The sequence below is a fragment of the Burkholderia sp. AU30198 genome, from assembly GCF_020419825.1.
Taxonomy (GTDB): domain Bacteria; phylum Pseudomonadota; class Gammaproteobacteria; order Burkholderiales; family Burkholderiaceae; genus Burkholderia.
Genome location: NZ_JAIZSA010000013.1, coordinates 1 through 26963 on the forward strand (window position 1 = coordinate 1; position 26963 = coordinate 26963).

Consider the following 26963-nt stretch of genomic DNA (forward strand, 5'->3'; position numbering starts at 1 on the left):
GGTCGAACAGTCGGTGAACATCTACAACTGCGAGCGGCCACATGCCGCCCTCAAATACAAAACGCCCGATGCGGTGCATCGGGCGTTTAGCGGGTGAACACTGTCAACCTATTCCAGGACTTGACACGGCGTGGTTCCGAAGTGGCCGTTTCCGAACGAGGCTTGCTTTCGGAATGGGCTCGCTGCGGCGGCAGTGCCTATCGGCGCGGTAAGACGGCAGGGCGCCTCCACGACGGGCGCGTCGCGGTCGATACGGCTCACCGCGCTTTAGCTTGGCGGCTGCGCCGACCGGAAAAGAAAAAGGCGCCCGAAGGCGCCTTCAATATGCTGCGGCTTGTCAGGCAAGCTGATTAGAACTTGTGACGGATACCGACGCGTGCTGCAACCTGGTTGCTGGTGCTCGAACCTGCGAGACCGTTGATCGCTGCGGTTGCCTGGATCACGTTGCCGTTCGCGTCGAGCACGTTGCCCGATGCGTGCTGGTACACGCCGATCGCGTAGACGTCGGTGCGCTTCGACAGGAAGTAGTCGACACCCAGCGAGCCCTGGTGATACTTGGCTGCCGAGCTGCCGTTGATCTTGCTGCCCTGCGTGTAGTCGTACGCCGCGCCGAGAATCAACGCCGGAGTCAGCTGATACTTGAAGTTGAGTTCGCCGTTGTTGAACGTCGCGGACTGGTTCACGAACGGGCCTGCCGAGAAGCCCTTGAACTTCGTGTTCGAGTACGTCGCGCCGATCGTCGCTGCGCCGAACGTGTAGGCGCCGCCCGCACCGATGACCTGGTACGTGTTCGCGTTGTTCGCGTATGCGCCGTAGATCGGCGACGAGACCGACGAAGACGCGGAACCGTTGTTGAACATGCCGCCGAACTGGTTCGGCGTACGTGCGTTCAAGTAACCGACGCCCAACACCAGCGGGCCGTTGTTGTAGCCTGCGCCGAGCGACCAGACCTGGTTCTTCGCGAACTGGCCGGCTTGACCGCCGAAGCTGTACATGCCGCCGAACGAGATGCCGCCGTAGGTGTTGCTCGTGAACTTGACCGCGTTGTTCACGCGATAGGCGTTGTTGAAGTTGTCGAGGTCACCCGGGTGAGCGGCGATGTAGCCACCCCACTGGTCACCTGCCTCGAGCGGGCCGACGAAGTCGACGACGGAGTCGTACTGACGACCCAGCGTGACCGTACCGTACTGGCTCGACAGGCCCACATAAGCCTGACGACCGAACATCAGGCCGCCCTGACCGAGCTTGCCGCTGTTCACGTCGAAACCGTTTTCGAGGGTGAAGATCGCCTTCAGGCCGCCACCGAGGTCTTCGGTGCCGCGCATGCCGAAGCGGCTGCCTTGCATCACGCCGCTGGCCATGCTGTACAGGTGCTTGCCGCCTGCGTTGTTGTTGAAGAGCAGGCCTTCATCGATGATGCCGTAAAGCGTCACGCTGCTTTGCGCATGGGCAGCGCCAGCGAACGCGCCCAGCGCGACGAGCGCGAGAAGCGACTTTTTCATTAACGGATCTCCAAGAATCACTGAATTTTTTTGGCGGGGCAGATAGTTATGTTCTGTTGACGGGCCCCATCAACTTCGCAAGAAGTCGCACGTAATGTAGCAAAACCGTTTTTTGCCACAAAGCGAAATGCCGCAGCGCAAGGCCGCCATGTTTCCTTTATGCAACAATGGTTAAAATCACGGGTTAACCGCAATTTCCGCTGAATAATCAAGTCGGTTACGCAGCGGACTCGTGCCCTTGCCGCTCGCGGCAGCACCTGCAGCCAGGAGAACAGGATGGTGTTTGATGAACTGATCAGCGAATTCGATCGCGGCCTGCGATCGCTGACCGGCATTAGCCGGATGAGCCGCCCGGTGCCCGCACCGGCCGAGGCGCCGGCCGTCGAGCTGACGCCTGCGGAGCGCACGCATGCCGCCGGGCTGATGCGCGTGAACCACGTCGGCGAGGTCTGCGCGCAGGCGCTCTACCAGGCGCAGAAACTCACCGCGCGCACGGCATCGGCGAAGGCGATGTTCGAGGAAGCCGCGCGCGAGGAGGAGGACCACCTCGCGTGGACCGCGCACCGCCTGAAAGAGCTCGACTCGCGTCCGAGCCTGCTGAACCCGCTCTGGTATGCGGGTTCGCTCGCGATCGGCGTGGCGGCCGGCGCGCTTGGCGACAAGGTCAGCCTTGGCTTCATGGCCGAGACCGAACGGCAGGTCGAGAGTCATCTCGAAGGCCATATGTCCGAGTTGCCGGCGGCCGATACCGCGTCGCGTGCGATCGTCGACCAGATGCGTATCGACGAAGTGAAGCACGGCAAGGCCGCGGCCGACGCAGGCGGGATCGAACTGCCGCTGCCCGCACGGATGCTGATGCGCGCCGCATCGAAAGTCATGACGAGCACTGCGTACTATCTGTGAGATTCACACCGGGGCGATGCGTGACGTCGCCCCGGTTCCCCACCGCTGATACCGCCCGTTTATTCCTCGTTTTCCCGCCCCCGAAAGCCCCGTCCGCACACCCGTCTGGCCCGTCTTTCTCACGTATCACCTTCACAAGTTGCACTAGCTCATTCATTTATAACGGTTTTTGGAATGAGGGGCCGCATGAGCATGTGCGCGTAAGTCCTTGTTCTAACTAACAAAATTCGTCAAAAATGCGGGCCGCTCCCTTGACCGTGCCACACCCTTCCTCTAAAGTGGGAGACAGTGTGAGAAAGTGTATTTTTGTGTGATTTGGCGGGCTATTCCGGCTAAATTCTCAGCATGTAGCGGGTGCTTCGGTGCCCTGAACGGGAGAGCGGAAAGTGTTCCAAGGGGCGTCGGCGCTGACGCTCGATGCGAAAGGGCGGATGTCGGTGCCGGCTCGCTATCGCGAAGCGCTGCAAGGACAGGCAGAAGGACGGGTGACTGTGACCAAGCACCCGGACGGCTGCCTGTTGCTGTTTCCGCGCCCCGAATGGGAAGTATTCCGCGCCAAGATCGCCGCGCTGCCGATGGACGCGCACTGGTGGCGGCGCATTTTTCTCGGCAATGCGATGGATGTCGATCTCGACAGCGCGGGCCGGATTCTCGTATCGCCCGAGCTGCGCATGGCAGCCGGACTGGAAAAGGAAGTCATGTTGTTGGGAATGGGTAGTCACTTCGAGCTGTGGGATTCGCAAACCTACAACGCGAAGGAGCAGGCAGCGATGGCGCAGGGCATGCCCGACGCGCTGAAGAATTTCACGTTCTGATTGCGGTGACGGAGACGCCCGCGATGGGAAACGAATTGCAACATCGGACCGTGTTGTTGGACGAAGCGGTCGACTCGCTCGTGACGCGACCGGACGGCATCTATGTCGACGGCACGTTCGGGCGCGGCGGCCATAGCCGCGCGGTGCTCGCGCGGCTGGCGCCGGCCGGGCGGCTGATCGCGTTCGACAAGGATCCGAGAGCGATCGAGACGGCGCAGGGCATCGAGGATGCGCGCTTCTCGATCGTGCATGACAGCTTTGCATCGATGCGCGACGCGCTTGCGGCGCGCGGCGTCGAGAAGGTGTCGGGTGTGTTGCTCGACCTGGGCGTGTCCTCGCCGCAGGTGGACGATCCGGCGCGCGGCTTCAGCTTCCGCGCCGATGGTCCGCTGGACATGCGGATGGATCCGACGCGCGGCGAGTCGGCGGCGGAATGGCTCGCACGGGTTTCGGTGCAGGAATTGACGGAGGTGATACGGGATTATGGGGAAGAACGGTTTGCTTTTCAGATTGCAAAGGCGCTTGTTGCTCGCCGGGCAGAGTCCGACCGTCTTGGGCCTCTCGACACCACGGGCGAGCTTGCCCAAATCGTGGGTCACGTCGTCAAAACCCGTGAGAAGGGCAAGGATCCGGCAACCCGCACCTTTCAGGCTATACGGATTCACGTCAATCAAGAGCTTGCGGACCTGCAAGTCGTACTAGACGCGGCACTGTCGTTGCTGGATCAAGGGGGGCGGCTGGTGGTCATCAGCTTTCATTCACTCGAGGACCGGATCGTCAAGCGATTCATGCAGGCGCACGCGAGTGCGCCTGCGGTCGATCGTCGCCTGCCGATCCGTGCCGTCGACCTCCCGAGCCCCCCGCTCAAGATCATCGGCCGTCATTTCCCGAGCGAAGCGGAAGTGACGGCGAATCCGCGTGCCCGTTCGGCCGTGATGCGCATTGCGGAGCGCGTCACGCCATGAGCCGCTTCAATATCTTCCTGCTGATCATCGTGATGGGTTGCGCGCTGTCGGTCGTCAATTCGACGAACCAGCAGCGCCAGTTCTTCATCCAGCTGCAGCGTGCGCAGTCGCAGGAGCGTCAGCTCCAGCAGGACTACGCGCAGCTTCAATATCAGCAGAGCGCGCTGTCGAAGACGTCGCGCATCGAGCAGCTTGCGAACGACTCGCTGAAGATGCAGCCGATCACGACCGGCCGCACGCAATACCTGACGCTGCCGCCGGGCGCCGCGAAGGCGATCGATGCGCCGATCCCGGCTTCGGCGGACACGGCCGGCAAGGGCAAGGGGGGCGCGCGATGAAGCCGTCCCAGAAGCGCCAGAACGTGAAGTTCTCGTCGAGCCCCGTGCTGGGCGTGCATCTGCCGATGTGGCGCTCGAAGTTCGTCGTGTTCCTGCTGTTCATGGCGTTCGTCGCGCTGGCCGCGCGCGCGTTCTGGATCCAGGGGCCCGGCAACGCGTTCTATCGGAAGCAGGGCGAAAGCCGCTACCAGCGCACGATCGATCTGCCGGCGACGCGCGGCAAGATCCTCGACCGTAACGGGCTCGTGCTCGCGACGAGTCTGCCCGTGCGCGCGATCTGGGCGATTCCCGACGCGGTGCCGGACGATCTCGACGCCGACAAGGTCAACCAGCTCGGCAAGCTCCTCGGCATGACGCCGAAGGAACTGCGCGTGAAGCTGTCGGAAGACAAGGGTTTCGTCTACGTCAAGCGCCAGGTGCCGATCGACGTCGCCGACAAGGTCGCCGCGCTCGACATACCCGGTATCTATCAGCGCAACGAATACAAGCGCTTCTATCCGGAAGGCGAGATCACCGCTCACCTGATCGGCTTCACGAACGTCGAGGACGAAGGGCAGGAGGGCATCGAACTGGGCGACCAGAAGATGCTGTCCGGCACGTCGGGCGTGCGTCGCGTGATCAAGGACCGGATGGGGCACATCGTCGAGGACGTCGCCGAGCAGATCCCGCCGCACAACGGCACCGACGTCGACCTGTCGATCGACAGCAAGATCCAGTACATCGCATACGCGAACCTGAAGGCCGCCGTCGAGAAGTTCAAGGCGAAGGCCGGCGCGGCGATGGTCGTCGACGTGCGCACCGGCGAGGTGCTCGCACTCGTCAACTACCCGACGTACAACCCGAACGACCGCTCGCGGATGACGGGCGAGCAGTTGCGCAACCGGATCATGACCGACGTGTTCGAGCCGGGCTCGATCATGAAGCCGTTTACGGTGTCGCTCGCGCTCGACCTGCACCGCGTGACGCCGAACACGCTCGTCGAGACGGGCAACGGGCATTTCGTGCTCGACGGCGCGCCGATCACCGACGACGCGGGTTTCGGCACGCTGACGGTCGGCGGCGTGATCCAGAAGTCGAGCAACATCGGCGCAACGAAGATCGCGATGACGATGCGGCCCGAGGAAATGTGGAATATGTATACGAGCATCGGCCTCGGCCAGGCGCCGAAGGTCGGGTTCCCGGGCGCGGTGGCCGGCCGCCTGCGTCCGTGGAAGAGCTGGCGTCGCATCGAACAGGCGACGATGTCGTACGGCTACGGCCTGTCGGTGTCGCTGTTCCAGCTCGCGCGTGCGTACACGGCGATCGCGCATGACGGCGAGCTGATGCCCGTGACCATTTTCAAGACCGACCCCAACCAGCCGGTCGTGGGTACGCAGGTGTTCAACCCGACCACTGCGCGTGAAGTGCGCGCGATGCTCGAGACAGTGGTGGCGCCGGGCGGCACGTCGCCCGATGCGGCCGTGCCGGGCTATCGCGTCGGCGGCAAGAGCGGCACCGCGTACAAGCATGAAGGTCACGGCTATACGCGCAAGTACCGCGCGTCGTTCGTCGGGATGGCGCCGATGCCGAATCCGCGCATCGTCGTCGCGGTATCGGTCGACGAGCCGACGGCCGGCAGCCACTTCGGCGGCCAGGTGTCCGGCCCCGTATTCTCGGCGATCGCCGGCGACACGATGCGTGCGCTGAACGTGCCGCCGAACATGCCGATCAAGCAGCTCGTCGTGTCTGACGATTCGCCGGCAGCACCATCTGCGACGGGGCCGCAAAAGCTGGCCGCGGGCGGCGGTGCGAAGCATATGATCGTGTCCAGCACGACGCGTAATTCACCAGGAGTTGTTCGATGAGCGCCGCTCGCAGTTCCCATCCGGCGCATCAGCAGATCGCAGCCGCGCTTGCGTGGCTGCGTCAGCATGTGGCCCCCGCCGCGCAACTGCATGCCGACACGCGCAGCCTCAAGGCTGGCGACGTGTTTGTCGCATATGCAGTCGACGGGGCCGACAATCGTGCCTTCATCGTCGACGCCGTCGCACGCGGTGCGGCCGCGGTGCTGTTTCAGCCGGAAGGGCTGGACGCGGCGCCGGCGGTGCCCGTTGCACTGGCCGTGCCGGCGCTCGACCAGCTCGCCGGCGAGATCGCCAGCGGCTGGTACGGCGATCCGAGCGACAGCCTGCTCGCGGTGGGTGTGACCGGCACGAACGGGAAGACCTCGTGCACGCAATGGATCGCCACCGCGCTGACGGCGCTGCACCAGCCGTGCGCGGTGATCGGCACGCTCGGCACCGGGATGCCCGGCCAGCTCGTGCCGACGGGTTTCACGACGCCCGACGCGCCGCAACTGCAGCGCAGCCTCGCGCAGTTGCGCGACGCGGGCGCGAAGGCGGTGGCAATGGAAGTGTCGTCGCACGCGCTGCACCAGGGGCGCGTGAACGGTACGGCCTTCGACATCGCGGTGTTTACGAACCTCACGCAGGATCACCTCGACTATCACGGCACGTTCGATGCGTACGAGGCCGCGAAGGCGAAGCTGTTCGCATGGCGCGGCCTGCGTGCGGCGGTCGTCAACCGCGATGACGCAGCCGGCCAGCGCCTGCTCGAGAAACTGGCCGGCCGCGTGCGCACGATCGCGTACGGGATCGGCGATGCACCGGCGCCCGACGCCGATCGTGAACTGGTCGCGATCGACGTGCGAGCTACCGCGACCGGCACGGCGTTCCGCCTGCGTTCGTCGTGGGGCGATGCCGACGTCGAAGTCGGCACGCTCGGCGCGTTCAATGTCAGCAACCTGCTTGCCGTGCTCGGCTCGCTGCTCGCGGCCGACGTGCCGTTCGACGCGGCGCTCGCCGAGATCGCGCGGCTCGAGTCCGTCAATGGCCGGATGCAGCGGCTCGGCGGCCGGCTGCAGAACGACGAACCGCTCGTCGTGATCGACTACGCCCATACGCCCGACGCGCTCGAAAAGACGCTCGACGCGCTGCGCCCGATCGCGACGGCGCGCGGCGGCCGGCTCGTCTGCATGTTCGGCTGCGGCGGCGATCGCGATGCGACGAAGCGCCCGCTGATGGGTGCGATCGCAGAGCGGCTCGCCGATGAAGCCGTCGTCACGAGCGACAACCCGCGCAGCGAGGATCCGCAGCGCATCATCGACCAGATCGTCGCGGGCATGACCGCGCCCGATCACGCCCGCCGTATCGAGGATCGCGCGAGCGCGATCCTGCAGGCTGTGCGCGGCGCCGCACGCGAGGATGTCGTCGTGCTGGCCGGCAAGGGCCACGAGGCCACGCAGGAAATCATGGGCAAGAAACGCACGTTCTCCGACCAGGATCACGCGCGGCTCGCGCTGGCAGCGCGCGCGACGCATGGCAAGGGAGGTGCCGAATGACGATGCTCAGTCTCGGCGAAGCCATTCGCCTGATCCCTGGCGCAACTGTCCACGGCGACTCGAGTGTCACGTTCGACCGCGTGTCGACGGACAGCCGCACGGTCGGCCCCGGCGACCTGTTCGTCGCGCTGAAAGGCGAGCGCTTCGACGCGCACGACTTCCTCGGCGATGTCGCTGCGCGCGGTGCGGCAGCGGCGCTCGTCGCGCACGTGCCGGCGGGCGTCACGATGCCGGCGATCGAGGGCGGCGAAACGCGTGCAGCGCTCGGCGCGCTCGCACACGGCTGGCGCAAACGATTCGCGTTGCCGCTCGTCGCGGTGACGGGCAGCAACGGCAAGACGACCGTCAAGGAAATGATCGCGTCGATCTTCGCGGCGGCGGTCGGCGCCGACGCGCGGCTCGCGACGGCCGGCAACCTGAACAACGACGTCGGCCTGCCGCTGACGCTGCTGCGCCTGTCGGCCGCGCATCGTCTCGCGGTGATCGAGATCGGGATGAATCACCCGGGCGAGACCGAAGTTCTCGCGCGCCTCACGGCGCCGACGGTCGCACTCGTCAACAACGCGCAGCGCGAGCACCAGGAGTTCATGGCGACGGTCGAAGCCGTCGCGCTCGAACACGCGGCCGTGATTCACGCGCTGCCGCCGGACGGTGTCGCAGTGTTCCCGGCCGATGACGCGTATGCGGGCATCTGGCGCGTCGCGGCGACCGGCAACCGGATCCTCGATTTCGCGCTGCACGATGCCGAACGGCAGAACGACGCGCAGGTCACGGGCCGTCTGCACGGCGGCGAACTCTTGATCGACACGCCCGCGGGCGCCGTCACGGTGCGGCTGCGCGCGCTCGGCGAGCACAACGCGCGCAACGCGCTGGCCGCGACGGCCGCGGCGCTGGGCGCCGGCGTTGCGCTGTCGGCGATCAAGCAGGGCCTCGAATCGTTCGAGCCGGTCAAGGGCCGGTTGCAGGTGAAACAGGCGATCGCCGGCAGCCTTGCGGGTGCAACGGTCGTCGACGATACGTACAACGCGAATCCCGATTCGATGCGTGCTGCGATCGACGTGCTCGCCGCACAACCGGCGCCGCGCGTGCTGGTGATCGGCGACATGGGCGAGGTCGGCGACGAAGGGCCGGCTTTCCATCGCGAGGTCGGTGCCTACGCGCGCGAGCGCGGGATCGATGCGCTGTTCGCGCTCGGCGATGCGTCGCGCGATGCCTGCACGGCATACGGCGACACGGCCCGCCATTTCGGCGACGTCGGCGCGCTGGTTGAAGCACTGCTCGCAGCGGGCTACGGCGCGCAGGCGACGCTGCTCGTGAAGGGCTCGCGGTACATGAAGATGGAGCGCGTGGTCGACGCGCTGACGAACCAACCCGCGGCGGGCACGGCGCCCGCTGCACACTGAGTAGAAGGAAGGAAGCATGCTGCTGGCGCTGGCGCAATGGCTGCAAGGAGACGCAAGCTTTTTGCGCTTGTTCACGTACCTCACGTTCCGTGCGGTGATGGCCACCATCACCGCGCTCGGGATCGGGCTCGTGTGCGGACCGTGGGTGATCCGCAAGCTGACGCAAATGAAGGTCGGCCAGGCCGTGCGCAAGGACGGCCCGCAGACGCACCTCGTCAAGTCCGGCACACCGACGATGGGCGGCGTGCTGATCCTGATCGGCATCGCGGTCGCGACGCTGCTGTGGGGCGACCTGACGAACCGTTTCATCTGGATCGTGATGCTCGTCACGTTTGGTTTCGGCGTGATCGGCTGGGTCGACGATTACCGCAAGGTCGTCCACAAGGACCCGCGCGGGATGTCGTCGCGCGAGAAGTATTTCTGGCAATCGGTGATCGGGCTGTTCGCGGCGGTCTACCTCGCGTTCAGCGTGTCCGAGGCGAACAACGTGCGCGTGTTCGACCTGTTCATGGCATGGGTGCGGAGCGGCCTGTCGATGGGGCTGCCGGCGCGTGCCGACCTGATGCTGCCGTTCCTGAAGTCGATCAGCTATCCGCTCGGCGTCTGGGGCTTCATCGTGCTGACCTACTTCGTGATCGTCGGCGCGAGCAACGCGGTGAACCTGACCGACGGCCTCGACGGCCTCGTGATCATGCCGGTCGTGCTGGTCGGCGCGTCGCTGGGTGTGTTCGCGTACGTGATGGGCAGCGCGGTCTATTCAAAATACCTGCTGTTCCCGCACATTCCGGGCGCGGGCGAATTGCTGATTTTCTGTTCCGCGATGGGTGGGGCAGGGCTCGCGTTCCTCTGGTACAACACGCACCCCGCGCAGGTGTTCATGGGCGACGTCGGCGCGCTGGCGCTCGGCGGCGCGCTCGGCACGGTCGCGGTGATCGTGCGCCAGGAAATCGTGCTGTTCATCATGGGCGGCATCTTCGTCGCGGAAACGTTGTCGGTGATGCTGCAGGTTTCGTGGTTCAAGTACACGAAAAAGCGCTACGGCGAAGGGCGGCGTCTGCTGAAGATGGCGCCGCTGCACCACCATTTCGAATTGTCCGGCTGGAAGGAAACGCAGGTGGTCGTGCGTTTCTGGATCATCACGTTGATGCTGTGCCTGTTCGGTTTGACCACCCTCAAGCTGCGGTAAAGGAAAGGTAACAAGGATGTCTGGCGAGATGTTTGGAGATCGGCAACGGCCGATGGTGCTCGTACTGGGGCTCGGGGAATCGGGTCTCGCGATCGCGCGATGGTGCGCGAGGCACGGGTGCCGGCTGCGTATTGCCGATACCCGCGAGGCGCCGCCGAACCTTGCCGCGCTGCAGGCCGAAGGCATCGATGCGGAATTCGTCGGCGGCGCGTTCACGCCCGCGCTGCTCGACGGCGGCGTCGAGATCGTCGGGCTGAGCCCCGGGCTGTCGCCGCTCGAGCCGGCACTCGCGGCGCTGGTCGCGGCCGCGAACGAGCAGGGCATCGCGGTGTGGGGCGAACTGGAATTCTTTGCACAGGCGCTGCGTGCGCTTGGCACGAGCGGCTACCAGCCGAAGGTGCTCGCGATCACGGGCACCAACGGCAAGACCACGACGACGAGCCTCACGGGCCTGCTGTGCCAGCGCTCGGGCAAGAAGGTCGCCGTCGCGGGCAACATCAGCCCCGCGATGCTCGACCGGCTCGCCGGTGCGATCGACGAAACCGCGCTGCCCGACGTGTGGGTACTCGAACTGTCGAGCTTCCAGCTCGAGACCGCGCGCACGTTCGCGCCCGATGCGGCCGCGATCCTCAACATCACGCAGGACCACCTCGACTGGCACGGCAGCTTCGACGCGTACGCGCGGGCAAAGGGCCGGATCTTCGGCGCGACGACGACGCGCGTGCTGAACCGCGACGATGCGGCCGTGATGAAGTTCGCGCCGGCAGTCGGCGCGGCCGACGCGCCGCGCACGGTCACGTTCGGCCTGAACGAACCGGTGCAGGACGGCGACTACGGGCTGTCGCGCGACAACGGCATCGCGTGGCTGGTCGAAGCCGTCGATCGCGACGCGCCGGACGAAGTCGCGACGACGACCCGCCGGCGCAAGCGCGACGCCGCGCATACGCCGGACATCGCGCAGAAGCGCCTGATGCCGGCCGACGCGCTGCGCATCCGCGGGCTGCACAACGCGGCGAACGCGCTGGCCGCATTCGCGCTCGCACGTGCGATCGACCTGCCGGCCGCGCCGCTGCTGCACGCGCTGCGCGAATACCGCGGCGAGGCGCACCGCGTCGAAGTGATCGCGACGATCGACGACGTGGATTACGTCGACGACAGCAAGGGCACGAACGTCGGCGCGACGGTTGCCGCGCTCGACGGGCTTGCGCAGAAGATCGTGCTGATCGCGGGCGGCGACGGCAAGGGGCAGGACTTCGCACCGCTGGTCGCGCCGGTCGCGCGCTGGTGCCGCGCGGTGATGCTGATCGGCCGTGACGCACCGGCGATCCGCGACACGCTCGCCGAAACGGGCGTGCCGCTCGCCGACCACGCGACGCTCGAAGGCGCGGTGCACGCGGCGGCCGACCTCGCCGAACCGGGCGATGCGGTGTTGCTGTCGCCCGCCTGCGCGAGCCTCGACATGTTCAGGAACTACGCCCATCGCGCGGATGTGTTCCGCGCGGCGGTCGACGAAATCGCCATCGACAAAGGAGCGACGCCATGAGCTGGTCCGATCGCCTCGTCTCCCGTTTCAACGATCGCCGCGACACCGGCGGCAATGCCGCGGGCGGCCGCGTTGCATCCGCCACGCGTGCCGCGACGGGCGGCCTCGCGAGCGTCGTCAACGGCGTGCGCCCGAGCCGTTCGCGGATGCTGGACTTCGACTACTCGCTGCTGTGGGTCGCGATCGCGCTGCTCGGGCTCGGCGTCGTGATGGTGTATTCGGCGTCGATCGCGATGCCCGATTCGCCGAAATACGCGTCGTATCACGATTACGCGTTCCTGATGCGTCACTGCATCTCGCTCGTCGTCGCGTTCATCGCGGCGGTGATCGCGTTCCGCGTGCCGGTGTCGACGTGGGATAAATACGCGCCGCATCTCTTCCTGATCGCGCTCGTCAGCCTCGTGATCGTGCTGATTCCGCACATCGGCAAGGGCGTGAACGGCGCGCGCCGCTGGATTCCGCTCGGCATCACGAACATGCAGCCGTCGGAAATCATGAAGCTCGCGGTGACGATCTACGCGGCGAACTACACGGTGCGCAAGCAGGAATACATGCAGAGCTTCGCCAAGGGCTTCCTGCCGATGGCGTTCGCGGTCGGCCTGGTCGGCGCGCTGCTGCTGCTCGAGCCGGACATGGGCGCGTTCATGGTGGTCGCGGCGATCGCGATGGGCGTGCTGTTCCTCGGCGGCGTGAACGGCAAGCTGTTCGGCGGCCTCGTCGCGACGGCGGTCGGTACCTTCACGATGCTGGTGTGGCTGTCGCCGTGGCGTCGCGAGCGGATCTTCGCGTACCTCGATCCGTGGGACGAGCGCTATGCGCAGGGCAAGGCGTACCAGCTCACGCACTCGCTGATCGCGTTCGGCCGCGGCGAGTGGTTCGGCGTCGGCCTCGGCGGCAGCGTCGAGAAGCTGAACTACCTGCCGGAAGCGCATACCGACTTCATCCTCGCGGTGATCGGCGAGGAGCTCGGTTTCGTCGGCGTGCTGGTCGTGATCCTGCTGTTCTACTGGATCGTGCGCCGCGCGTTCGAGATCGGCCGCCAGGCGCTCGCACTCGATCGCACGTTCGCGGGCCTGACCGCGAAGGGCATCGGTATCTGGTTCGGCGCGCAGACCTTCATCAACATGGGGGTGAACCTCGGGCTGCTGCCGACCAAGGGCCTGACGTTGCCGCTCGTGAGCTACGGCGGCTCGGGCATTTTGCTGAACTGTGTTGCGCTCGCAGTGCTGCTGCGGGTCGACTACGAAAACCGGGTGCTGATGCGCGGAGGGAAGGTATGACCGCGTCGCAACGCACGCTGATGGTGATGGCAGGCGGTACCGGGGGCCACGTGTTCCCGGGGCTCGCGGTCGCGCACCGGATGGAAGCGGCGGGTTGGCGCGTCGTGTGGCTCGGCAATCCGACCGGGATGGAAGCGACGCTCGTGCCGAAGCACGGCATTCCGATGGAATACGTGCGGTTCGGCGGGCTGCGCGGCAAGGGTCTGAAGACCAAGCTGACGCTGCCGTTCAACCTGCTGCGCGCGTGCGGGCAGAGCCTTGCCGCGCTGCGGCGCGTGCGGCCCGACGTCGTGCTCGGGATGGGCGGCTACATCACGTTCCCGGCGGGCGTGATGACCGCACTGTCGGGGCGTCCGCTCGTGCTGCATGAACAGAATTCGATCGCGGGCCTGACGAACAAGGTGCTCGCGAAATTCGCGAAACGCGTGCTCGTCGCGTTCCCCGGCGCGCTGCCGCACGCGGAATGGACGGGCAACCCGATTCGCGCGGAACTTGCGCGCACGGAAGCACCCAAAGCACGCTATGCCTCGCGCAGCGGTCCGCTGAACGTGCTGGTCGTCGGCGGCAGCCTCGGGGCGGCCGCGCTGAATGAAGTCGTGCCGCGCGCGCTGGCGATGCTGACGCCGGGTGAACGCCCGCGCATCGTGCACCAGGCCGGCGCGAAGCACATCGACGCGCTGAAGGCGAATTACGAAGCGGCCGGTTTCGCGGCCGGCGAAGACGTGCGGCTCGTGCCGTTCATCGACGACATGGCGGCCGCGTATGCGGCGGCGGATCTCGTGATCTGCCGGTCGGGCGCGATGACGGTGTCGGAGATCGCGGCGGTGGGCGTGGCGGCGCTGTTCGTGCCGTTCCCGTACGCGGTCGACGATCACCAGACGACCAACGCCGCGTTCCTCGCCGATGCGGGCGCGGCCGTGCTGGTACAACAACGCGACCTGTCGGCGGAACTGCTCGCCGACTGGCTGCGCGGCCAGTCGCGGGCATCGCTCGCGGACATGGCGGAACGTTCGCGCTCGCTGGCGAAGCCCGAGGCCACCGACGAAGTCGCGCGCGTGTGCGCGAAGGCGGCTGGCGCGAACCTGGAAACACTGCAATGAAACACATCGTCAAACACATTCATTTCGTCGGGATCGGCGGCGCGGGCATGAGCGGCATCGCCGAAGTGCTCGTCAATCTCGGCTACGAGGTCAGCGGCTCGGACCTGTCGCGCAACGCGGTGACCGATCGTCTCCAGGCGCTCGGCGCACGGATCGCGATCGGCCACGACGCGGCGAACATCGAGGGCGCGAACGCGGTCGTCGTGTCGACGGCCGTGCGTTCGGACAACCCGGAAGTGCTGGCCGCGCGCGCGAAGCGCGTGCCGATCGTGCAGCGCGCGGTGATGCTGGCCGAGCTGATGCGCCTGAAGCAGGGCATCGCGATCGCCGGCACGCACGGCAAGACCACGACGACGAGCCTCGTCGCGAGCGTGCTCGCGGCGGGCGGGCTCGATCCGACCTTCGTGATCGGCGGCCGGCTGATCAGCGCCGGCGCGAACGCGCGGCTCGGCACGGGCGATTTCATCGTTGCCGAGGCCGACGAATCGGACGCGTCGTTCCTGAACCTGTATCCGGTGATCGAAGTCATCACGAACATCGACGCCGACCACATGGACACCTACGGCCACGATTTCGCGCGGCTCAAGCAGGCGTTCATCGAATTCACGCAGCGCCTGCCGTTCTACGGCAGCGCGGTCGTGTGCGTCGACGATCCGAACGTGCGGCAGATCATCCCGTTCATCTCGAAGCCGGTCGTGCGCTACGGGCTGTCGCCGGATGCGCAGGTGCGTGCGGAAGACATCGATGCGCGCGACGGCCGCATGCATTTCACGGTGATCCGCGAAGGGCGCGCACCGCTCGCGGTCGTGCTGAACATGCCGGGCCTGCACAACGTGCAGAACGCGCTCGCGGCGATCGCGATCGCGACCGATCTCGGCGTGTCGGACGACGCGATCCAGCTGGCGCTGGCGGAATTCAACGGCGTCGGCCGGCGCTTCCAGCGCTACGGCGAAGTGCCGACCGCGGACGGCGGCCAGTACACGCTGATCGACGACTACGGCCATCACCCGGTCGAAATGGCCGCGACGATCGCGGCCGCGCGCGGTGCGTTCCCGGGCCGCCGCCTCGTGCTGGCGTTCCAGCCGCACCGCTACACGCGCACGCGCGACTGCTTCGACGATTTCGTCAACGTGCTGTCGACGGTCGATGCGCTGGTGCTGACCGAAGTCTACGCGGCCGGCGAGGCGGCGATCTCGACCGCCAACGGCGACGCGCTGTCGCGTGCGCTGCGCACGGTGGGGAAGGTTGACCCGGTGTTCGTCGCGACGGTCGACGACGTGCCGGACGCATTGGCGAAGGTCGCGCAGAACGGCGACGTGGTGATCACGATGGGCGCGGGTTCGATCGGCGGCGTGCCGGCGAAGGTTGCGCAGCACACTCAACAGAAGGCATGACATGAGCGGGATTGATCCGAAACGTTTCGGCAAGGTGGCGGTGTTGTTCGGCGGCGAGTCCTCGGAGCGCGAGGTGTCGCTCACGTCGGGCAAGCTCGTGCTGCAGGGCCTGCGCGACGCGGGCATCGACGCGCACCCGTTCGACCCGGCCGAGCGCCCGCTGGCGGCGCTGAAGGATGAAGGGTTCGTGCGCGCGTTCAACGCGCTGCATGGCGGCTACGGCGAGAACGGCCAGATCCAGGGCGCGCTCGATTTCTACGGCATTCGCTACACGGGCAGCGGCGTGCTCGGGTCGGCGCTCGGCCTCGACAAGTTCCGCACGAAGCTCGTGTGGCAGCAGACCGGCGTGCCGACGCCGCCGTTCGAGACGGTGCTGCGTGGCGACGACCTCGCGGCGCGCGCGACGGACATCGTCGCGAAGCTCGGCCTGCCGCTGTTCGTGAAGCCGGCGAGCGAGGGCTCGAGCGTGGCGGTGCTGAAGGTGAAGACGGCCGACGCGCTGCCGGCTGCGCTCGCGGAAGCCGCGAAGCATGACCCGATCGTGATCGTCGAGAAGAGCATCGAAGGCGGCGGCGAATACACCGCCTGCATCGCCGGCGATCTCGACCTGCCGGTGATCAAGATCGTGCCGGCCGGCGAGTTCTACGACTATCACGCGAAGTACATCGCCGACGACACGCAATACCTGATTCCGTGCGGGCTGCCCGCCGACAAGGAAGCGGAGCTCAAGCGCATCGCACGCCGTGCGTTCGACGTGCTCGGCTGCACCGACTGGGGGCGCGCGGATTTCATGCTCGACGCCGACGGCAACGCGTACTTCCTGGAAGTGAACACCGCGCCGGGCATGACCGACCACTCGCTGCCGCCGAAGGCCGCGCGCGCGGTCGGCATCAGCTATTCGGAGCTGGTCGTGAAGGTGCTGTCGCTCACGCTCAACGACTGACGCAGGAACGGAACGACGTATGTGGAACAACGTTCGCCAACTCAACCTTGCCGCCAGCGCGCTGTACGCGCTGTTGCTGCTCGTGTTGGCGGCGGCCGGTTGCTACTGGCTGATCCAGCGCCCGACGTTCGCGCTGCGGGAAATCCGGATCGATGGCGACACCGAGCACATCAATTCACCGACGGTGCGCGCGGGCGTGGTCGGCCGGCTGAAGGGCAATTTCTTCACGGTCGATCTCGATGCGGCGCGCGCTGCGTTCGAGCAGATGCCCTGGGTGCGCCACGCGAGCGTGCGCCGGGTGTGGCCGAATGCGCTGGCTGTCACGCTCGAGGAGTACAAACCGCTCGGGACCTGGGGCAGCGACCAGCTCGTGAGCGTCGACGGCGAGCTGTTCACCGCGAACCAGGGCGAGCTGGAGCAGGAACTGCCCGCGTTCGACGGCCCGGAGGGCAGTGCGAAGGAAGTCGTCACGCGGTATCGCGACTTCGGGAAATGGTTTGCGCCGCTGAAGGCGGCGCCGGAAGAAGTGACGCTGTCGGCGCGGTACGCGTGGACGGTGAAGCTGTCGAACGGCATGCAGGTCGAGCTGGGCAAGGAACGCAACAGCGAGTCGCTGCATGACCGGAGCCAGCGCCTGATCGCCGCATGGCCGGCCGTCACGGAGCGCTGGGGCAACGACATCGAGTACGCGGACCTGCGTTATCCGAACGGATTCGCGATTCGCGCGGCAGGCATGCGGTTCCTGACCGATACCGACAAGCGCAAGAAGTAACGAGAGATCACACGCAAGAGCACTTTATGAGCAAAGACTACAAGGATCTGCTGGTTTCCCTCGACATCGGCACGTCGAAGGTGGTGGCCATCGTCGCCGAGTTGAAGGGCGAAGGCCACTACGAGGTGATCGGTCTCGGCCAGAGCGAGTCGAAGGGTCTGAAGAAAGGTGTGGTGGTCAACATCGAGGCCACCGTGCAGTCGATCCAGCGCGCGCTCGAGGAAGCCGAGCTGATGGCCGACTGCAAGATCACCAACGTGTTCACGGGGATCGCGGGCAGCCACATCCGCAGCTTCAACTCGAGCGGGATGGTCGCGATCAAGGACAAGGAAGTCACGCAGACCGACGTCGCGCGCGTGATCGAGACCGCGAAGGCGATCAACATCCCGACCGACCAGCAGGTGCTGCACATCCTCACGCAGGAATTCATCATCGACGGCCAGGAAGACGTGCGCGAGCCGATCGGCATGAGCGGCATCCGGCTGGAAGTGAAGGTGCACATCGTGACGGGCGCGGTGAGTGCCGCGCAGAACATCGTCAAGTGCGTGCGCCGTTGCGGGCTCGAAGTGAACGACCTGATCCTGCAGCCGCTCGCCTCGTCGCTGGCCGTGCTGACGGAAGACGAGAAGGATCTCGGCGTGGTGCTGGTCGACGTCGGCGGCGGCACGACGGACATCGCGATCTTCGCCGAAGGCGCGATCCGTCACACCGCGGTGATCCCGATCGCCGGCGACCAGATCACGAGCGACATCGCGATGGCGCTGCGCACGCCGACGCCGGATGCGGAAGACATCAAGGTCGGTTACGGCATTGCCAAGCAGGCGCTCGCCGATCCGGACGAAATGGTGGAAGTGCCGGGCCTCGGCGAACGCGGCCCGCGCACGCTGTCGCGCCAGGCGCTCGCAGCCGTGATCGAGCCGCGCGTCGAGGAACTGTTCTCGCTCGTGCAGCAGGTCGTGCGCGAATCCGGTTACGAAGAACTGCTGAGCTCCGGCGTGGTCATTACTGGCGGGGCGTCGATGATGCCCGGCATGGTCGAGCTTGGCGAAGACATTTTCCTGAAACCGGTGCGTATCGGCGCGCCGGAGTATGCAGGCGGCCTCTCCGACGTCGTGCGCAATCCGCGCTACTCGACGGCGATGGGGCTGCTCGTCGAAGGCAGTGCCCAGCGCATGCGCGGCCGCAAGGTCGCCGTGCAGTCCGGCAACGCGGGGCAGGTGTTCTCGCGGATGAAGGAATGGTTCCTGAGCAACTTCTGACGAACTGAACTGAATTGAAATTCGCGCCGGTGCCGGCGGCTGGCGCGCGACAGGGGGTTGCCCGATCTCCTGCCGAATAACGGCCGAGTAGCAGTTTTTCTCTTGACGGAGGCAACAATGGAATTCCAAATGCTGGAAACCGAAACCAACGGCACCATCATCAAGGTGGTCGGCGTTGGCGGCGCTGGCGGCAATGCCGTCCAGCACATGATCAACCGCGGGGTGCAGGGCGTCGACTTCATCGTGATGAACACGGATGCGCAGGCGCTGTCGCGTTCGCGCGCATCGTCGGTGATCCAGCTCGGCAACACGGGCCTGGGCGCTGGCGCGAAGCCGGAAATGGGCCGTGCGGCAGCGGAAGAAGCGCGTGAGCGCATCGCCGACGCACTGCGCGGCGCGCACATGGTGTTCATCACGGCCGGCATGGGCGGTGGTACGGGCACGGGCGCGGCACCGGTGGTCGCGCAGATCGCGAAGGAGATGGGCATCCTGACGGTGGGTGTCGTCAGCAAGCCGTTCGAATTCGAAGGCGGCAAGCGCATGCGCGTCGCTGAAGCCGGCTCGCAGCAACTGGAGGATCACGTCGACTCGCTGATCGTCGTTCTGAACGACAAGCTGTTCGACGTGATGGGCGACGACGCCGAGATGGACAAGTGCTTCCAGTGCGCGGACGACGTGTTGAACAACGCGGTTGCAGGCATTGCTGAAATCATCAATGTCGATGGCCTCGTGAACGTCGACTTCGAAGACGTGAAGACGGTGATGGGCGAGCAGGGCAAGGCGATGATGGGCACGGCGACGGTCGCCGGCGTCGATCGCGCACGCCTCGCGGCGGAACAGGCCGTGGCGAGCCCGCTGCTCGAAGGCGTCGATCTGTCGGGCGCGCGCGGCGTGCTGGTCAACATCACGTCGAGCCGTTCGCTGCGCCTGTCGGAAACGCGCGAAGTGATGAACACGATCAAGAGCTACGCGGCGGAAGATGCGACGGTGATCTTCGGTGCGGTGTACGACGATGCGATGGGCGATGCCCTGCGCGTGACGGTCGTGGCGACGGGGCTGGGCCGTGCGGCGAAGAAGCAGCAGTCGGCACCGATGACGCTGCTGCGCACGGGTACGGACAACCAGCCGGTCAGCGCGGTTTCGCACGGCTATGCACCGGCGCATCACGTCAGCACGGCAGACTACGGCGCGCTCGATACGCCGGCGGTGTGGCGCAATTCGCGCGAAACCGCGGCATCGCACGTGCAGGCGCTGCAGGAGAAGGGTGTCGACACGTACGACATCCCGGCTTTCCTGCGCAAGCAGGCTGACTGACGCAAACACAGGCGAAGCCGCGGCGAAACTGCCGCGGTATCGCCGGCGTGACGGATGCTACGGACCACGACAGGCCGCGTCGATTGCGACGCCGGGCCGGGAAACGTGCCCTCTCCGCGCAAGCGGGGCGGGATGGGCCGTGCTGTCCGCAACACGCTGAAAAACCGTATCGCTATGAGGGACCAGCCATGATTCAAGTGGGCGACGCGCTGCCCGACGCGCAATTGTTCGAGTACATCGACGACGCGCGCGAAGGGTGCACGCTGGGGCCGAACGCCTACAGCGTGCGCGACCAGGTTGCGGGAAAGCGGGTGGTGATCTTCGGATTGCCGGGCGCTTTCACGCCGACCTGCTCCGCGCAGCATGTGCCGGGCTACGTCGAACACGCCGAGCAACTGCGCGCGGCGGGTATCGACGAGATCTGGTGCGTGTCCGTCAACGACGCATTCGTGATGGGCGCATGGGGACGTGATCTGCACACCGCGGGCAAGGTGCGCATGATGGCGGACGGCAGCGCGGCTTTCACTCATGCGCTGGGGCTGACGCAGGATTTGTCCGCGCGTGGCATGGGAATTCGTTCCCTGCGCTACGCGATGGTGATCGACGGCGGTGTGGTCAAGACGCTGGCCGTCGAGGCGCCGGGCAAATTCGAAGTGAGCGATGCGGCGAGTGTTCTCGCGACGTTGACGTCCTGATCGTGCGGTGCGCCGTTGCCTTCCGGCAACGCTGCTCACCGGCCTCAGGGCAGTTGTAACACGGGCTGATGACCGGAAACGCCTCCGTTCCGGGCATCGGCCCGTCCCGTATCGGCGCAGGTAAACAGCCGAAACAGATTGATACGCAGTTTCAAACTACGCTGAATAGGGAATTACGCTATAATCTCCCCTATCGAATATAACTCCTGATTGATATCTTCAATCACGACGAAGAACATCATGCTGAAGCAGCGCACCATCAAGTCCATCGTGAAGACCGTGGGTATTGGTGTCCACTCGGGCCGCAAGATCGAGCTGACGCTCCGTCCCGCCGCGCCGGGCACGGGCATCGTGTTCTCCCGCGTCGACCTTCCCACGCCTGTCGACATTCCCGCCGCGGCGACGTCGATCGGCGATACGCGGCTCGCGTCGGTGCTGCAGAAGGATGGCGTGCGCGTGTCGACCGTCGAGCACCTGATGTCGGCGTGTGCCGGCCTCGGCATCGACAACCTCTATGTCGACGTGACGGCCGAGGAAATCCCGATCATGGACGGCAGCGCGGCGACCTTCGTGTTCCTGATCCAGTCCGCCGGGATCGAGGAGCAGAACGCGCCGAAACGCTTCGTCAAGGTGAAGAAGACGGTCGAAATCCGCGACGGCGACAAGTTCGCGCGTCTCGATCCGTACTTCGGTTTCAAGCTGAAATTCTCGATCGACTTCCGTCACCCGGCCGTCGACAAGACCGGTCAGGAACTCGAGGTCGATTTCGCGAATACGTCGTATGTGCGCGAGATCGCGCGTGCGCGCACGTTCGGCTTCGCACATGAGGCCGAGATGCTGCGCGAGATGGGTCTCGCCCGCGGCGGCAGCATGGAAAACGCGATCGTGCTCGACGAGTACCGGATCCTGAACAACGACGGGCTGCGCTACGACGACGAGTTCGTGAAGCACAAGATGCTCGACGCGATCGGCGACCTGTACGTGATCGGCCATCCGCTGCTGGCATCGTACACGGCGTACAAGTCGGGCCACGGGCTGAACAACGCGTTGCTGCGCGAGCTGCTCGCGAACGAAGATGCGTACGAGATCGTCACGTTCGACGATCCGCAAGCGGCGCCGAAGGGCTTCGCATTCGACATGCAGACGGCCTTCGCCTGACCTGCGTTCGGCGCAAGCAATAAAAAAGCAGCCTTCGGGCTGCTTTTTTATTGGCCGGGCGCCGGCGCTGCCGGCGGCGCGTATCGTAAGCGCGGTCAGCGCGGCTTCGCGCCGTGTCGGGCCGCCATCCGCGCGAGCGCGACCTGCAGCGGCGACGGTTCGAGATGGTCGGCCAGGTCGCGCAACGAGGCTGCGCCGACCGACGTCATACGCGCCTGCTTCACGTGCGGCGGCTCCGGTGCATCTTTCGGGCGCACGCGCACGCGCAGCGTCGAGACCGGCCAGCCGCGCTTTTGCAGATCGCCGAGCAGCCGCGGCTCGACCTGTCGCAGCCGCGCGGCCAGCGCGTTGTGCGCGGCAAAGAGGGTCAGGGTCCCGTCCTTCACGAAGCCGGGCTCGATGTGGTTTGCCAGGTAATCGGGCAGGAGTGCAGCGAGATCGCGCTGCAGCGACGCGATTTGCTCGACGCCAGCGCGTAGCGCCGCAAACGCGTCAGTGCGTCCGAGCACTTCCGACACGGGTTGCGGGCGATAGGCGGCGAGCGGGCCGAAACGCTTGGAAAATCGGTTCATCGAGACATTCTTCGGGCGCGCACGCGCGCGGACGTTGACGCCGATTGTACCCGCGCGCGCCCGGGCACGGGCGGCTTTCACCCCGCCGGCCCGGCCGTCGGCGCGCAGTGCCCGTCTGGCCGAGACACGGGCGCACGCTTTCCCGCGTGCTAAAATTGCTCGTTTGAGTCCACTAATTCGCTAAGCCGCCGAGGCTCGGGCGTCGGGGCGCGCAACACGCGCCGGGCGCCGGTGCTGCGACGCAGGATCCGATCCGATGACAACCGGTTTTCTCCAGAAAATTTTTGGCAGCCGCAACCAGCGGCTCGTCAAGCAATACCAAAAGACCGTCACGACGATCAATGCGCTCGAAACGCAGATCGAGAAGCTGACGGACGACCAGTTGCGCGGCAAGACGGACGAATTCCGCCAGCGGGTCGCGGCCGGCGAGTCGCTCGACAAGCTGCTGCCCGAGGCGTTCGCGGTCTGTCGCGAGGCCAGCCGTCGCGTGCTGAAGATGCGGCACTTCGACGTGCAGATGATCGGCGGCATGGTGCTCCACTACGGCAAGATCGCGGAAATGCGCACCGGCGAGGGCAAGACGCTCGTCGCGACGCTGCCCGTGTACCTGAACGCACTGGCGGGCCGCGGCGTGCACGTCGTGACCGTCAACGATTACCTCGCGCAACGCGACGCCGAATGGATGGCGCGCCTCTACAACTTCCTCGGTCTGTCGGTCGGCATCAACCTGTCCGGCATGGAGCACGACCAGAAGCAGCAGGCCTACGCGGCGGACATCACGTACGGCACGAATAACGAGTTCGGCTTCGACTACCTGCGCGACAACATGGTCTACGAGACCGACGCGCGCGTGCAGCGGGCACTGAACTTTGCGGTCGTCGACGAAGTGGACTCGATCCTGATCGACGAGGCACGCACGCCGCTGATCATTTCGGGTCAGGCCGAGGATCACACCGAGCTGTACGTGCGGATGAACGCACTGCCGCCGCTGCTCGAGCGCCAGATCGGCGAAGAGAAGGCCGACGGCACGGGCGTCGAGAAGCCGGGCGACTACACGCTCGACGAGAAGGCCCGCCAGGTGTTCCTGACGGAATCGGGCCACGAGAAGGCCGAGCGCCTGCTCGCCGAATGGGGCCTGATCGGTGAGGGCGAAAGCCTGTACGCGCCGCAGAACATCACGCTGATGCATCATGTATACGCGGCGTTGCGCGGACACACGCTGTTCCACAAGGACCAGCACTACGTCGTGCAGAACGGCGAAGTGGTCATCGTCGACGAATTCACGGGCCGCCTGATGGCCGGCCGCCGCTGGTCGGACGGCCTGCACCAGGCCGTCGAGGCGAAGGAACACGTGAAGATCCAGAGCGAGAACCAGACGCTCGCCTCGATCACGTTCCAGAACTATTTCCGGATGTACGCGAAGCTGGCCGGCATGACCGGTACCGCCGACACTGAAGCGTACGAATTCAACGAGATCTACGGTCTCGAGACGGTCGTGATCCCGACCAACCGTCCGCCGAAGCGGATCGACAAGCAGGACCAGATCTACAAGACGGCCAAGGAGCGCTATGACGCGGTGATCCGCGACATTCGCGACTGCTACGAGCGCGGTCAGCCGGTGCTGGTCGGCACGACGTCGATCGAGAACTCGGAGCTGCTGTCGCACCTGCTGAAGCAGGCCGGGCTGCCGCACGAGGTGCTGAACGCGAAGCAGCACGAGCGCGAAGCCGCGATCGTCGCGGAAGCCGGCCGTCCGAAGCGCGTCACGATCGCAACCAACATGGCCGGCCGCGGTACCGACATCGTGCTCGGCGGCAATGCCGAGAAGCAGGCTGCGTTCATCGAAGCCGACGAAGCGATCCCGGCCGACGAAAAGGCGCGCCGCATCCAGCAGCTGCACGACGAGTGGGAAACGCTGCATGAGCAGGTGAAGGCCGCGGGCGGCCTGCACATCATCGGCACCGAGCGCCACGAATCGCGCCGGATCGACAATCAGCTGCGCGGCCGTGCGGGCCGCCAGGGCGATCCGGGCTCGTCGCGCTTCTACCTGTCGCTCGACGATCCGCTGCTGCGCATCTTCGCGGGCGACCGCGTGCGTTCGATCATGGATCGCCTGAAGATGCCGGAAGGCGAGGCGATCGAGGCCGGCATCGTCACGCGTTCGATCGAATCCGCGCAGCGCAAGGTCGAAGCGCGCAACTTCGACATCCGCAAGCAGCTGCTCGAATACGACGACGTGTCGAACGACCAGCGCAAGGTGATCTACCAGCAGCGCAACGAGCTGCTCGAAGCGCACGACATCACCGAGACGATCAGCGCGATGCGCCACGGCGTGATTACCGAAGTCGTCCGCCAGTTCGTGCCGGAAGGCAGCATCGAAGAGCAGTGGGACGTGCCCGAGCTCGAGGAAGCGCTGCGCAACGACTGGCAGCTCGACCTTGCGATCCAGGAAATGGTGAACGAGTCGTCGTCGATCACGGCCGAGGAGATCCTCGACGCGGTGACGACGGCAGCCGACGAGCAGTACGAGGCCAAGGTCGCGATGGTCGGCCGCGAATCGTTCAGCGCGTTCGAGCGCTCGGTGATGCTGCAGACGGTCGACCGCCTGTGGCGCGAGCACCTCGCGGCGCTCGACCACTTGCGCCAGGGTATCCACCTGCGCGGCTATGCGCAGAAGAATCCGAAGCAGGAATACAAGCGCGAAGCGTTCGAGCTGTTCGCCGCGATGCTCGAGGCGATCAAGCAGGAAGTCACGCGCGTCGTGATGAACGTGCAGATCCAGTCGCCGGAGCAGCTCGAGGAAGCGGCCGAGCAGATAGAGGAGCGCGGCGGTCATCTCGAGAACGTCGAGTACCAGCACGCCGATTACGCGGAAGCCGGTGCGCCGGTGGCGAACGTCGCGGCTGCCGCGGCGGCCACGGCGACGGCCGACATGGTCGGCAGCGCGATGACGCACAGCGGCCCCGGCGGCGAAATGCCGAAGGTTGGCCGCAACGACCCGTGCCCGTGCGGCAGCGGCAAGAAGTACAAGCAATGTCACGGGAAGCTGTCATGATCGACGGCGGCGCGCGTCACGCGTGTCGCTTCGTTCACAGCTTCGAGTGAGTGATGTGAGTTGCGGCGGCCCGCGCGTGCGGCCGCCGGTTCTTCCAATCGATGCCGGCGCATGCCGGCATTTTCCATCCGGCAGGTGTGCCCCATGGCTGTCAATTTTCCGTCGATCGATCCCGCCCAACTGCATCCCGTCGCCGGCGTCACGCTCGGCTGGGCGGAAGCGAACATCCGCAAGCCGAATCGCAAGGACGTGCTGGTCATCTCCGTCGACGAAGGCGCGACGGTCGCGGGCGTGTTCACCGAAAACCGTTTCTGCGCCGCGCCGGTCACCGTCTGCCGCGAGCATCTGGCGAAGGTGCGCGCGGGCGGCGCGGGCATTCGCGCGCTCGTCGTGAACACGGGCAATGCGAACGCGGGCACCGGCGAGCCGGGCCTCGTGAATGCGCGTGAAACCTGCACGGAACTCGCGCGCCTCGCGGGCATCGAGCCGGCGCAGGTGCTGCCGTTCTCGACCGGCGTGATCCTCGAGCCGCTGCCGATCGATCGCCTGAAGGCAGGGCTGCCGGCCGCGCTCGAGAATCGCAAGGCCGCGAACTGGTTCGATGCCGCGCAGGCAATCATGACGACCGACACGCTGCCGAAGGCCACGTCGCGGCAGGTGACCATCGACGGCCACACGGTCACGCTGACGGGCATCAGCAAGGGTGCGGGCATGATCAAGCCGAACATGGCAACGATGCTCGGCTTCCTCGCATTCGACGCGAACGTCGCGCAGCCGGTACTCGACACGCTCGTGAAGGAAGTGGCCGACCGCTCGTTCAACTGCATCACGATCGACGGCGATACGTCGACGAACGACTCGTTCATCCTGATCGCGTCGGGCAAGAGCACGCTGCCGGCGATCACGTCGACCGATTCGCCGGCGTATGCGGCGCTGCGCGATGCGGTGACGGAAGTCGCGCAGGTGCTGTCGCAACTGATCGTGCGCGATGGCGAAGGCGCGACGAAATTCATGACGGTGCAGGTCGAAGGCGGCAAGAGCGTCGCGGAATGCCGCCAGATCGCTTACGCGATCGGCCATTCGCCGCTCGTGAAGACGGCTTTCTACGCATCCGACCCCAACCTCGGCCGGATTCTCGCGGCGATCGGCTATGCGGGCGTTGCGGATCTCGACGTCGACAAGATCGACCTCTATCTCGACGACGTGCTCGTCGCGAAGGCGGGCGGCCGCAACCCGGCTTACCAGGAAGAGGACGGCCAGCGCGTGATGAAGCAGAGCGAAATCACGATCCGCGTGCTGCTCGGCCGCGGCGACGCGCAGGCCACCATCTGGACGTGCGACCTGTCGCACGACTACGTGAGCATCAACGCGGATTACCGCTCCTGAT

22 protein-coding genes are annotated in these 26963 nt (G+C 65.9%); 20 read left to right on the forward strand and 2 right to left on the reverse strand.

Annotation, left to right across the window (positions count from 1 at the left end):
- Positions 1-350: 350 nt before the first annotated feature.
- Positions 351-1502, reverse strand: a complete 1152-nt coding sequence (locus tag LGN19_RS25570) for a porin (protein ID WP_122944389.1) — start codon at positions 1500-1502, stop codon at positions 351-353.
- Between the two features lie 276 nt (positions 1503-1778).
- Here LGN19_RS25570 and coq7 point away from each other — a divergent pair, with 276 nt between their 5' ends.
- The 18 genes from coq7 (at position 1779) to lpxC (ending at position 21949) form a co-directional block, all read left to right on the forward strand.
- Complete coding sequence (gene coq7, locus LGN19_RS25575) at positions 1779-2405, forward strand: 2-polyprenyl-3-methyl-6-methoxy-1,4-benzoquinone monooxygenase (RefSeq protein WP_027788457.1); 627 nt, start codon at positions 1779-1781, stop codon at positions 2403-2405.
- A gap of 386 nt (positions 2406-2791) precedes the next feature.
- On the forward strand, positions 2792-3220 hold the full coding sequence (mraZ, locus tag LGN19_RS25580; RefSeq protein ID WP_006487094.1) for a division/cell wall cluster transcriptional repressor MraZ: 429 nt from the start codon (positions 2792-2794) through the stop codon (positions 3218-3220).
- 23 nt (positions 3221-3243) lie between these two features.
- On the forward strand, positions 3244-4185 hold the full coding sequence (rsmH, locus tag LGN19_RS25585) for a 16S rRNA (cytosine(1402)-N(4))-methyltransferase RsmH (RefSeq protein WP_226217799.1): 942 nt from the start codon (positions 3244-3246) through the stop codon (positions 4183-4185).
- A complete protein-coding gene (ftsL, locus tag LGN19_RS25590; RefSeq protein WP_122944391.1) occupies positions 4182-4523 on the forward strand; it encodes a cell division protein FtsL in 342 nt (113 codons plus the stop codon). The genes rsmH and ftsL overlap by 4 nt, the downstream gene beginning before the upstream one ends.
- Positions 4520-6367 (forward strand): peptidoglycan D,D-transpeptidase FtsI family protein, encoded by a 1848-nt coding sequence (locus LGN19_RS25595; protein WP_122944392.1) that lies wholly within the window; start codon positions 4520-4522, stop codon positions 6365-6367. The genes ftsL and LGN19_RS25595 overlap by 4 nt, the downstream gene beginning before the upstream one ends.
- Complete coding sequence (locus LGN19_RS25600) at positions 6364-7902, forward strand: UDP-N-acetylmuramoyl-L-alanyl-D-glutamate--2,6-diaminopimelate ligase (protein WP_122944393.1); 1539 nt, start codon at positions 6364-6366, stop codon at positions 7900-7902. The genes LGN19_RS25595 and LGN19_RS25600 overlap by 4 nt, the downstream gene beginning before the upstream one ends.
- Positions 7899-9305, forward strand: coding sequence for a UDP-N-acetylmuramoyl-tripeptide--D-alanyl-D-alanine ligase (locus tag LGN19_RS25605; RefSeq protein ID WP_226217800.1), 1407 nt, complete (start codon positions 7899-7901; stop codon positions 9303-9305). The genes LGN19_RS25600 and LGN19_RS25605 overlap by 4 nt, the downstream gene beginning before the upstream one ends.
- A 16-nt stretch (positions 9306-9321) precedes the next feature.
- Entirely contained in the window at positions 9322-10491 is a 1170-nt protein-coding gene (gene mraY / locus LGN19_RS25610) for a phospho-N-acetylmuramoyl-pentapeptide-transferase (protein ID WP_006477019.1), read from the forward strand.
- A gap of 28 nt (positions 10492-10519) precedes the next feature.
- Positions 10520-12034 carry a UDP-N-acetylmuramoyl-L-alanine--D-glutamate ligase gene (gene murD, locus LGN19_RS25615; protein WP_226217802.1) on the forward strand — a complete coding sequence of 505 codons (1515 nt, stop codon included), beginning with the start codon at positions 10520-10522 and terminating at the stop codon, positions 12032-12034.
- A complete protein-coding gene (gene ftsW, locus LGN19_RS25620) occupies positions 12031-13314 on the forward strand; it encodes a putative lipid II flippase FtsW (RefSeq protein WP_226217804.1) in 1284 nt (427 codons plus the stop codon). Before murD ends, ftsW begins: the two co-directional genes overlap by 4 nt.
- The gene (gene murG, locus LGN19_RS25625; protein ID WP_226217805.1) at positions 13311-14414 is read left to right on the forward strand and encodes an undecaprenyldiphospho-muramoylpentapeptide beta-N-acetylglucosaminyltransferase; all 1104 of its coding nucleotides are present in this window, start codon (positions 13311-13313) and stop codon (positions 14412-14414) included. The genes ftsW and murG overlap by 4 nt, the downstream gene beginning before the upstream one ends.
- Positions 14411-15808 (forward strand): UDP-N-acetylmuramate--L-alanine ligase, encoded by a 1398-nt coding sequence (gene murC, locus LGN19_RS25630; RefSeq protein ID WP_174916804.1) that lies wholly within the window; start codon positions 14411-14413, stop codon positions 15806-15808. The genes murG and murC overlap by 4 nt, the downstream gene beginning before the upstream one ends.
- Before the next feature lies 1 nt (position 15809).
- Positions 15810-16751 (forward strand): D-alanine--D-alanine ligase, encoded by a 942-nt coding sequence (locus LGN19_RS25635; RefSeq protein WP_174960483.1) that lies wholly within the window; start codon positions 15810-15812, stop codon positions 16749-16751.
- Between the two features lie 19 nt (positions 16752-16770).
- On the forward strand, positions 16771-17523 hold the full coding sequence (locus tag LGN19_RS25640) for a cell division protein FtsQ/DivIB (protein WP_122944400.1): 753 nt from the start codon (positions 16771-16773) through the stop codon (positions 17521-17523).
- 26 nt (positions 17524-17549) lie between these two features.
- On the forward strand, positions 17550-18782 hold the full coding sequence (gene ftsA / locus LGN19_RS25645) for a cell division protein FtsA (protein WP_165582120.1): 1233 nt from the start codon (positions 17550-17552) through the stop codon (positions 18780-18782).
- Positions 18783-18899: 117 nt separating this feature from the next.
- On the forward strand, positions 18900-20096 hold the full coding sequence (ftsZ, locus tag LGN19_RS25650) for a cell division protein FtsZ (protein WP_226217807.1): 1197 nt from the start codon (positions 18900-18902) through the stop codon (positions 20094-20096).
- 188 nt (positions 20097-20284) lie between these two features.
- Complete coding sequence (locus LGN19_RS25655; RefSeq protein WP_011350844.1) at positions 20285-20791, forward strand: peroxiredoxin; 507 nt, start codon at positions 20285-20287, stop codon at positions 20789-20791.
- Positions 20792-21031: 240 nt separating this feature from the next.
- On the forward strand, positions 21032-21949 hold the full coding sequence (gene lpxC, locus LGN19_RS25660) for a UDP-3-O-acyl-N-acetylglucosamine deacetylase (RefSeq protein WP_011350845.1): 918 nt from the start codon (positions 21032-21034) through the stop codon (positions 21947-21949).
- A 95-nt stretch (positions 21950-22044) separates the two neighbouring features.
- Here lpxC and LGN19_RS25665 read toward each other — a convergent pair whose 3' ends face one another.
- Positions 22045-22521: a DUF721 domain-containing protein gene (locus tag LGN19_RS25665; RefSeq protein WP_226217809.1), complete on the reverse strand. Its 477-nt coding sequence runs from the start codon at positions 22519-22521 to the stop codon at positions 22045-22047.
- A gap of 256 nt (positions 22522-22777) precedes the next feature.
- On the opposite strand from LGN19_RS25665, the gene secA reads away from it, so the two are divergent.
- Positions 22778-25576, forward strand: coding sequence for a preprotein translocase subunit SecA (secA, locus tag LGN19_RS25670; protein WP_226217811.1), 2799 nt, complete (start codon positions 22778-22780; stop codon positions 25574-25576).
- 144 nt (positions 25577-25720) lie between these two features.
- Positions 25721-26962, forward strand: a complete 1242-nt coding sequence (gene argJ / locus LGN19_RS25675; RefSeq protein WP_226217813.1) for a bifunctional glutamate N-acetyltransferase/amino-acid acetyltransferase ArgJ — start codon at positions 25721-25723, stop codon at positions 26960-26962.
- Position 26963 lies beyond the last annotated feature (1 nt).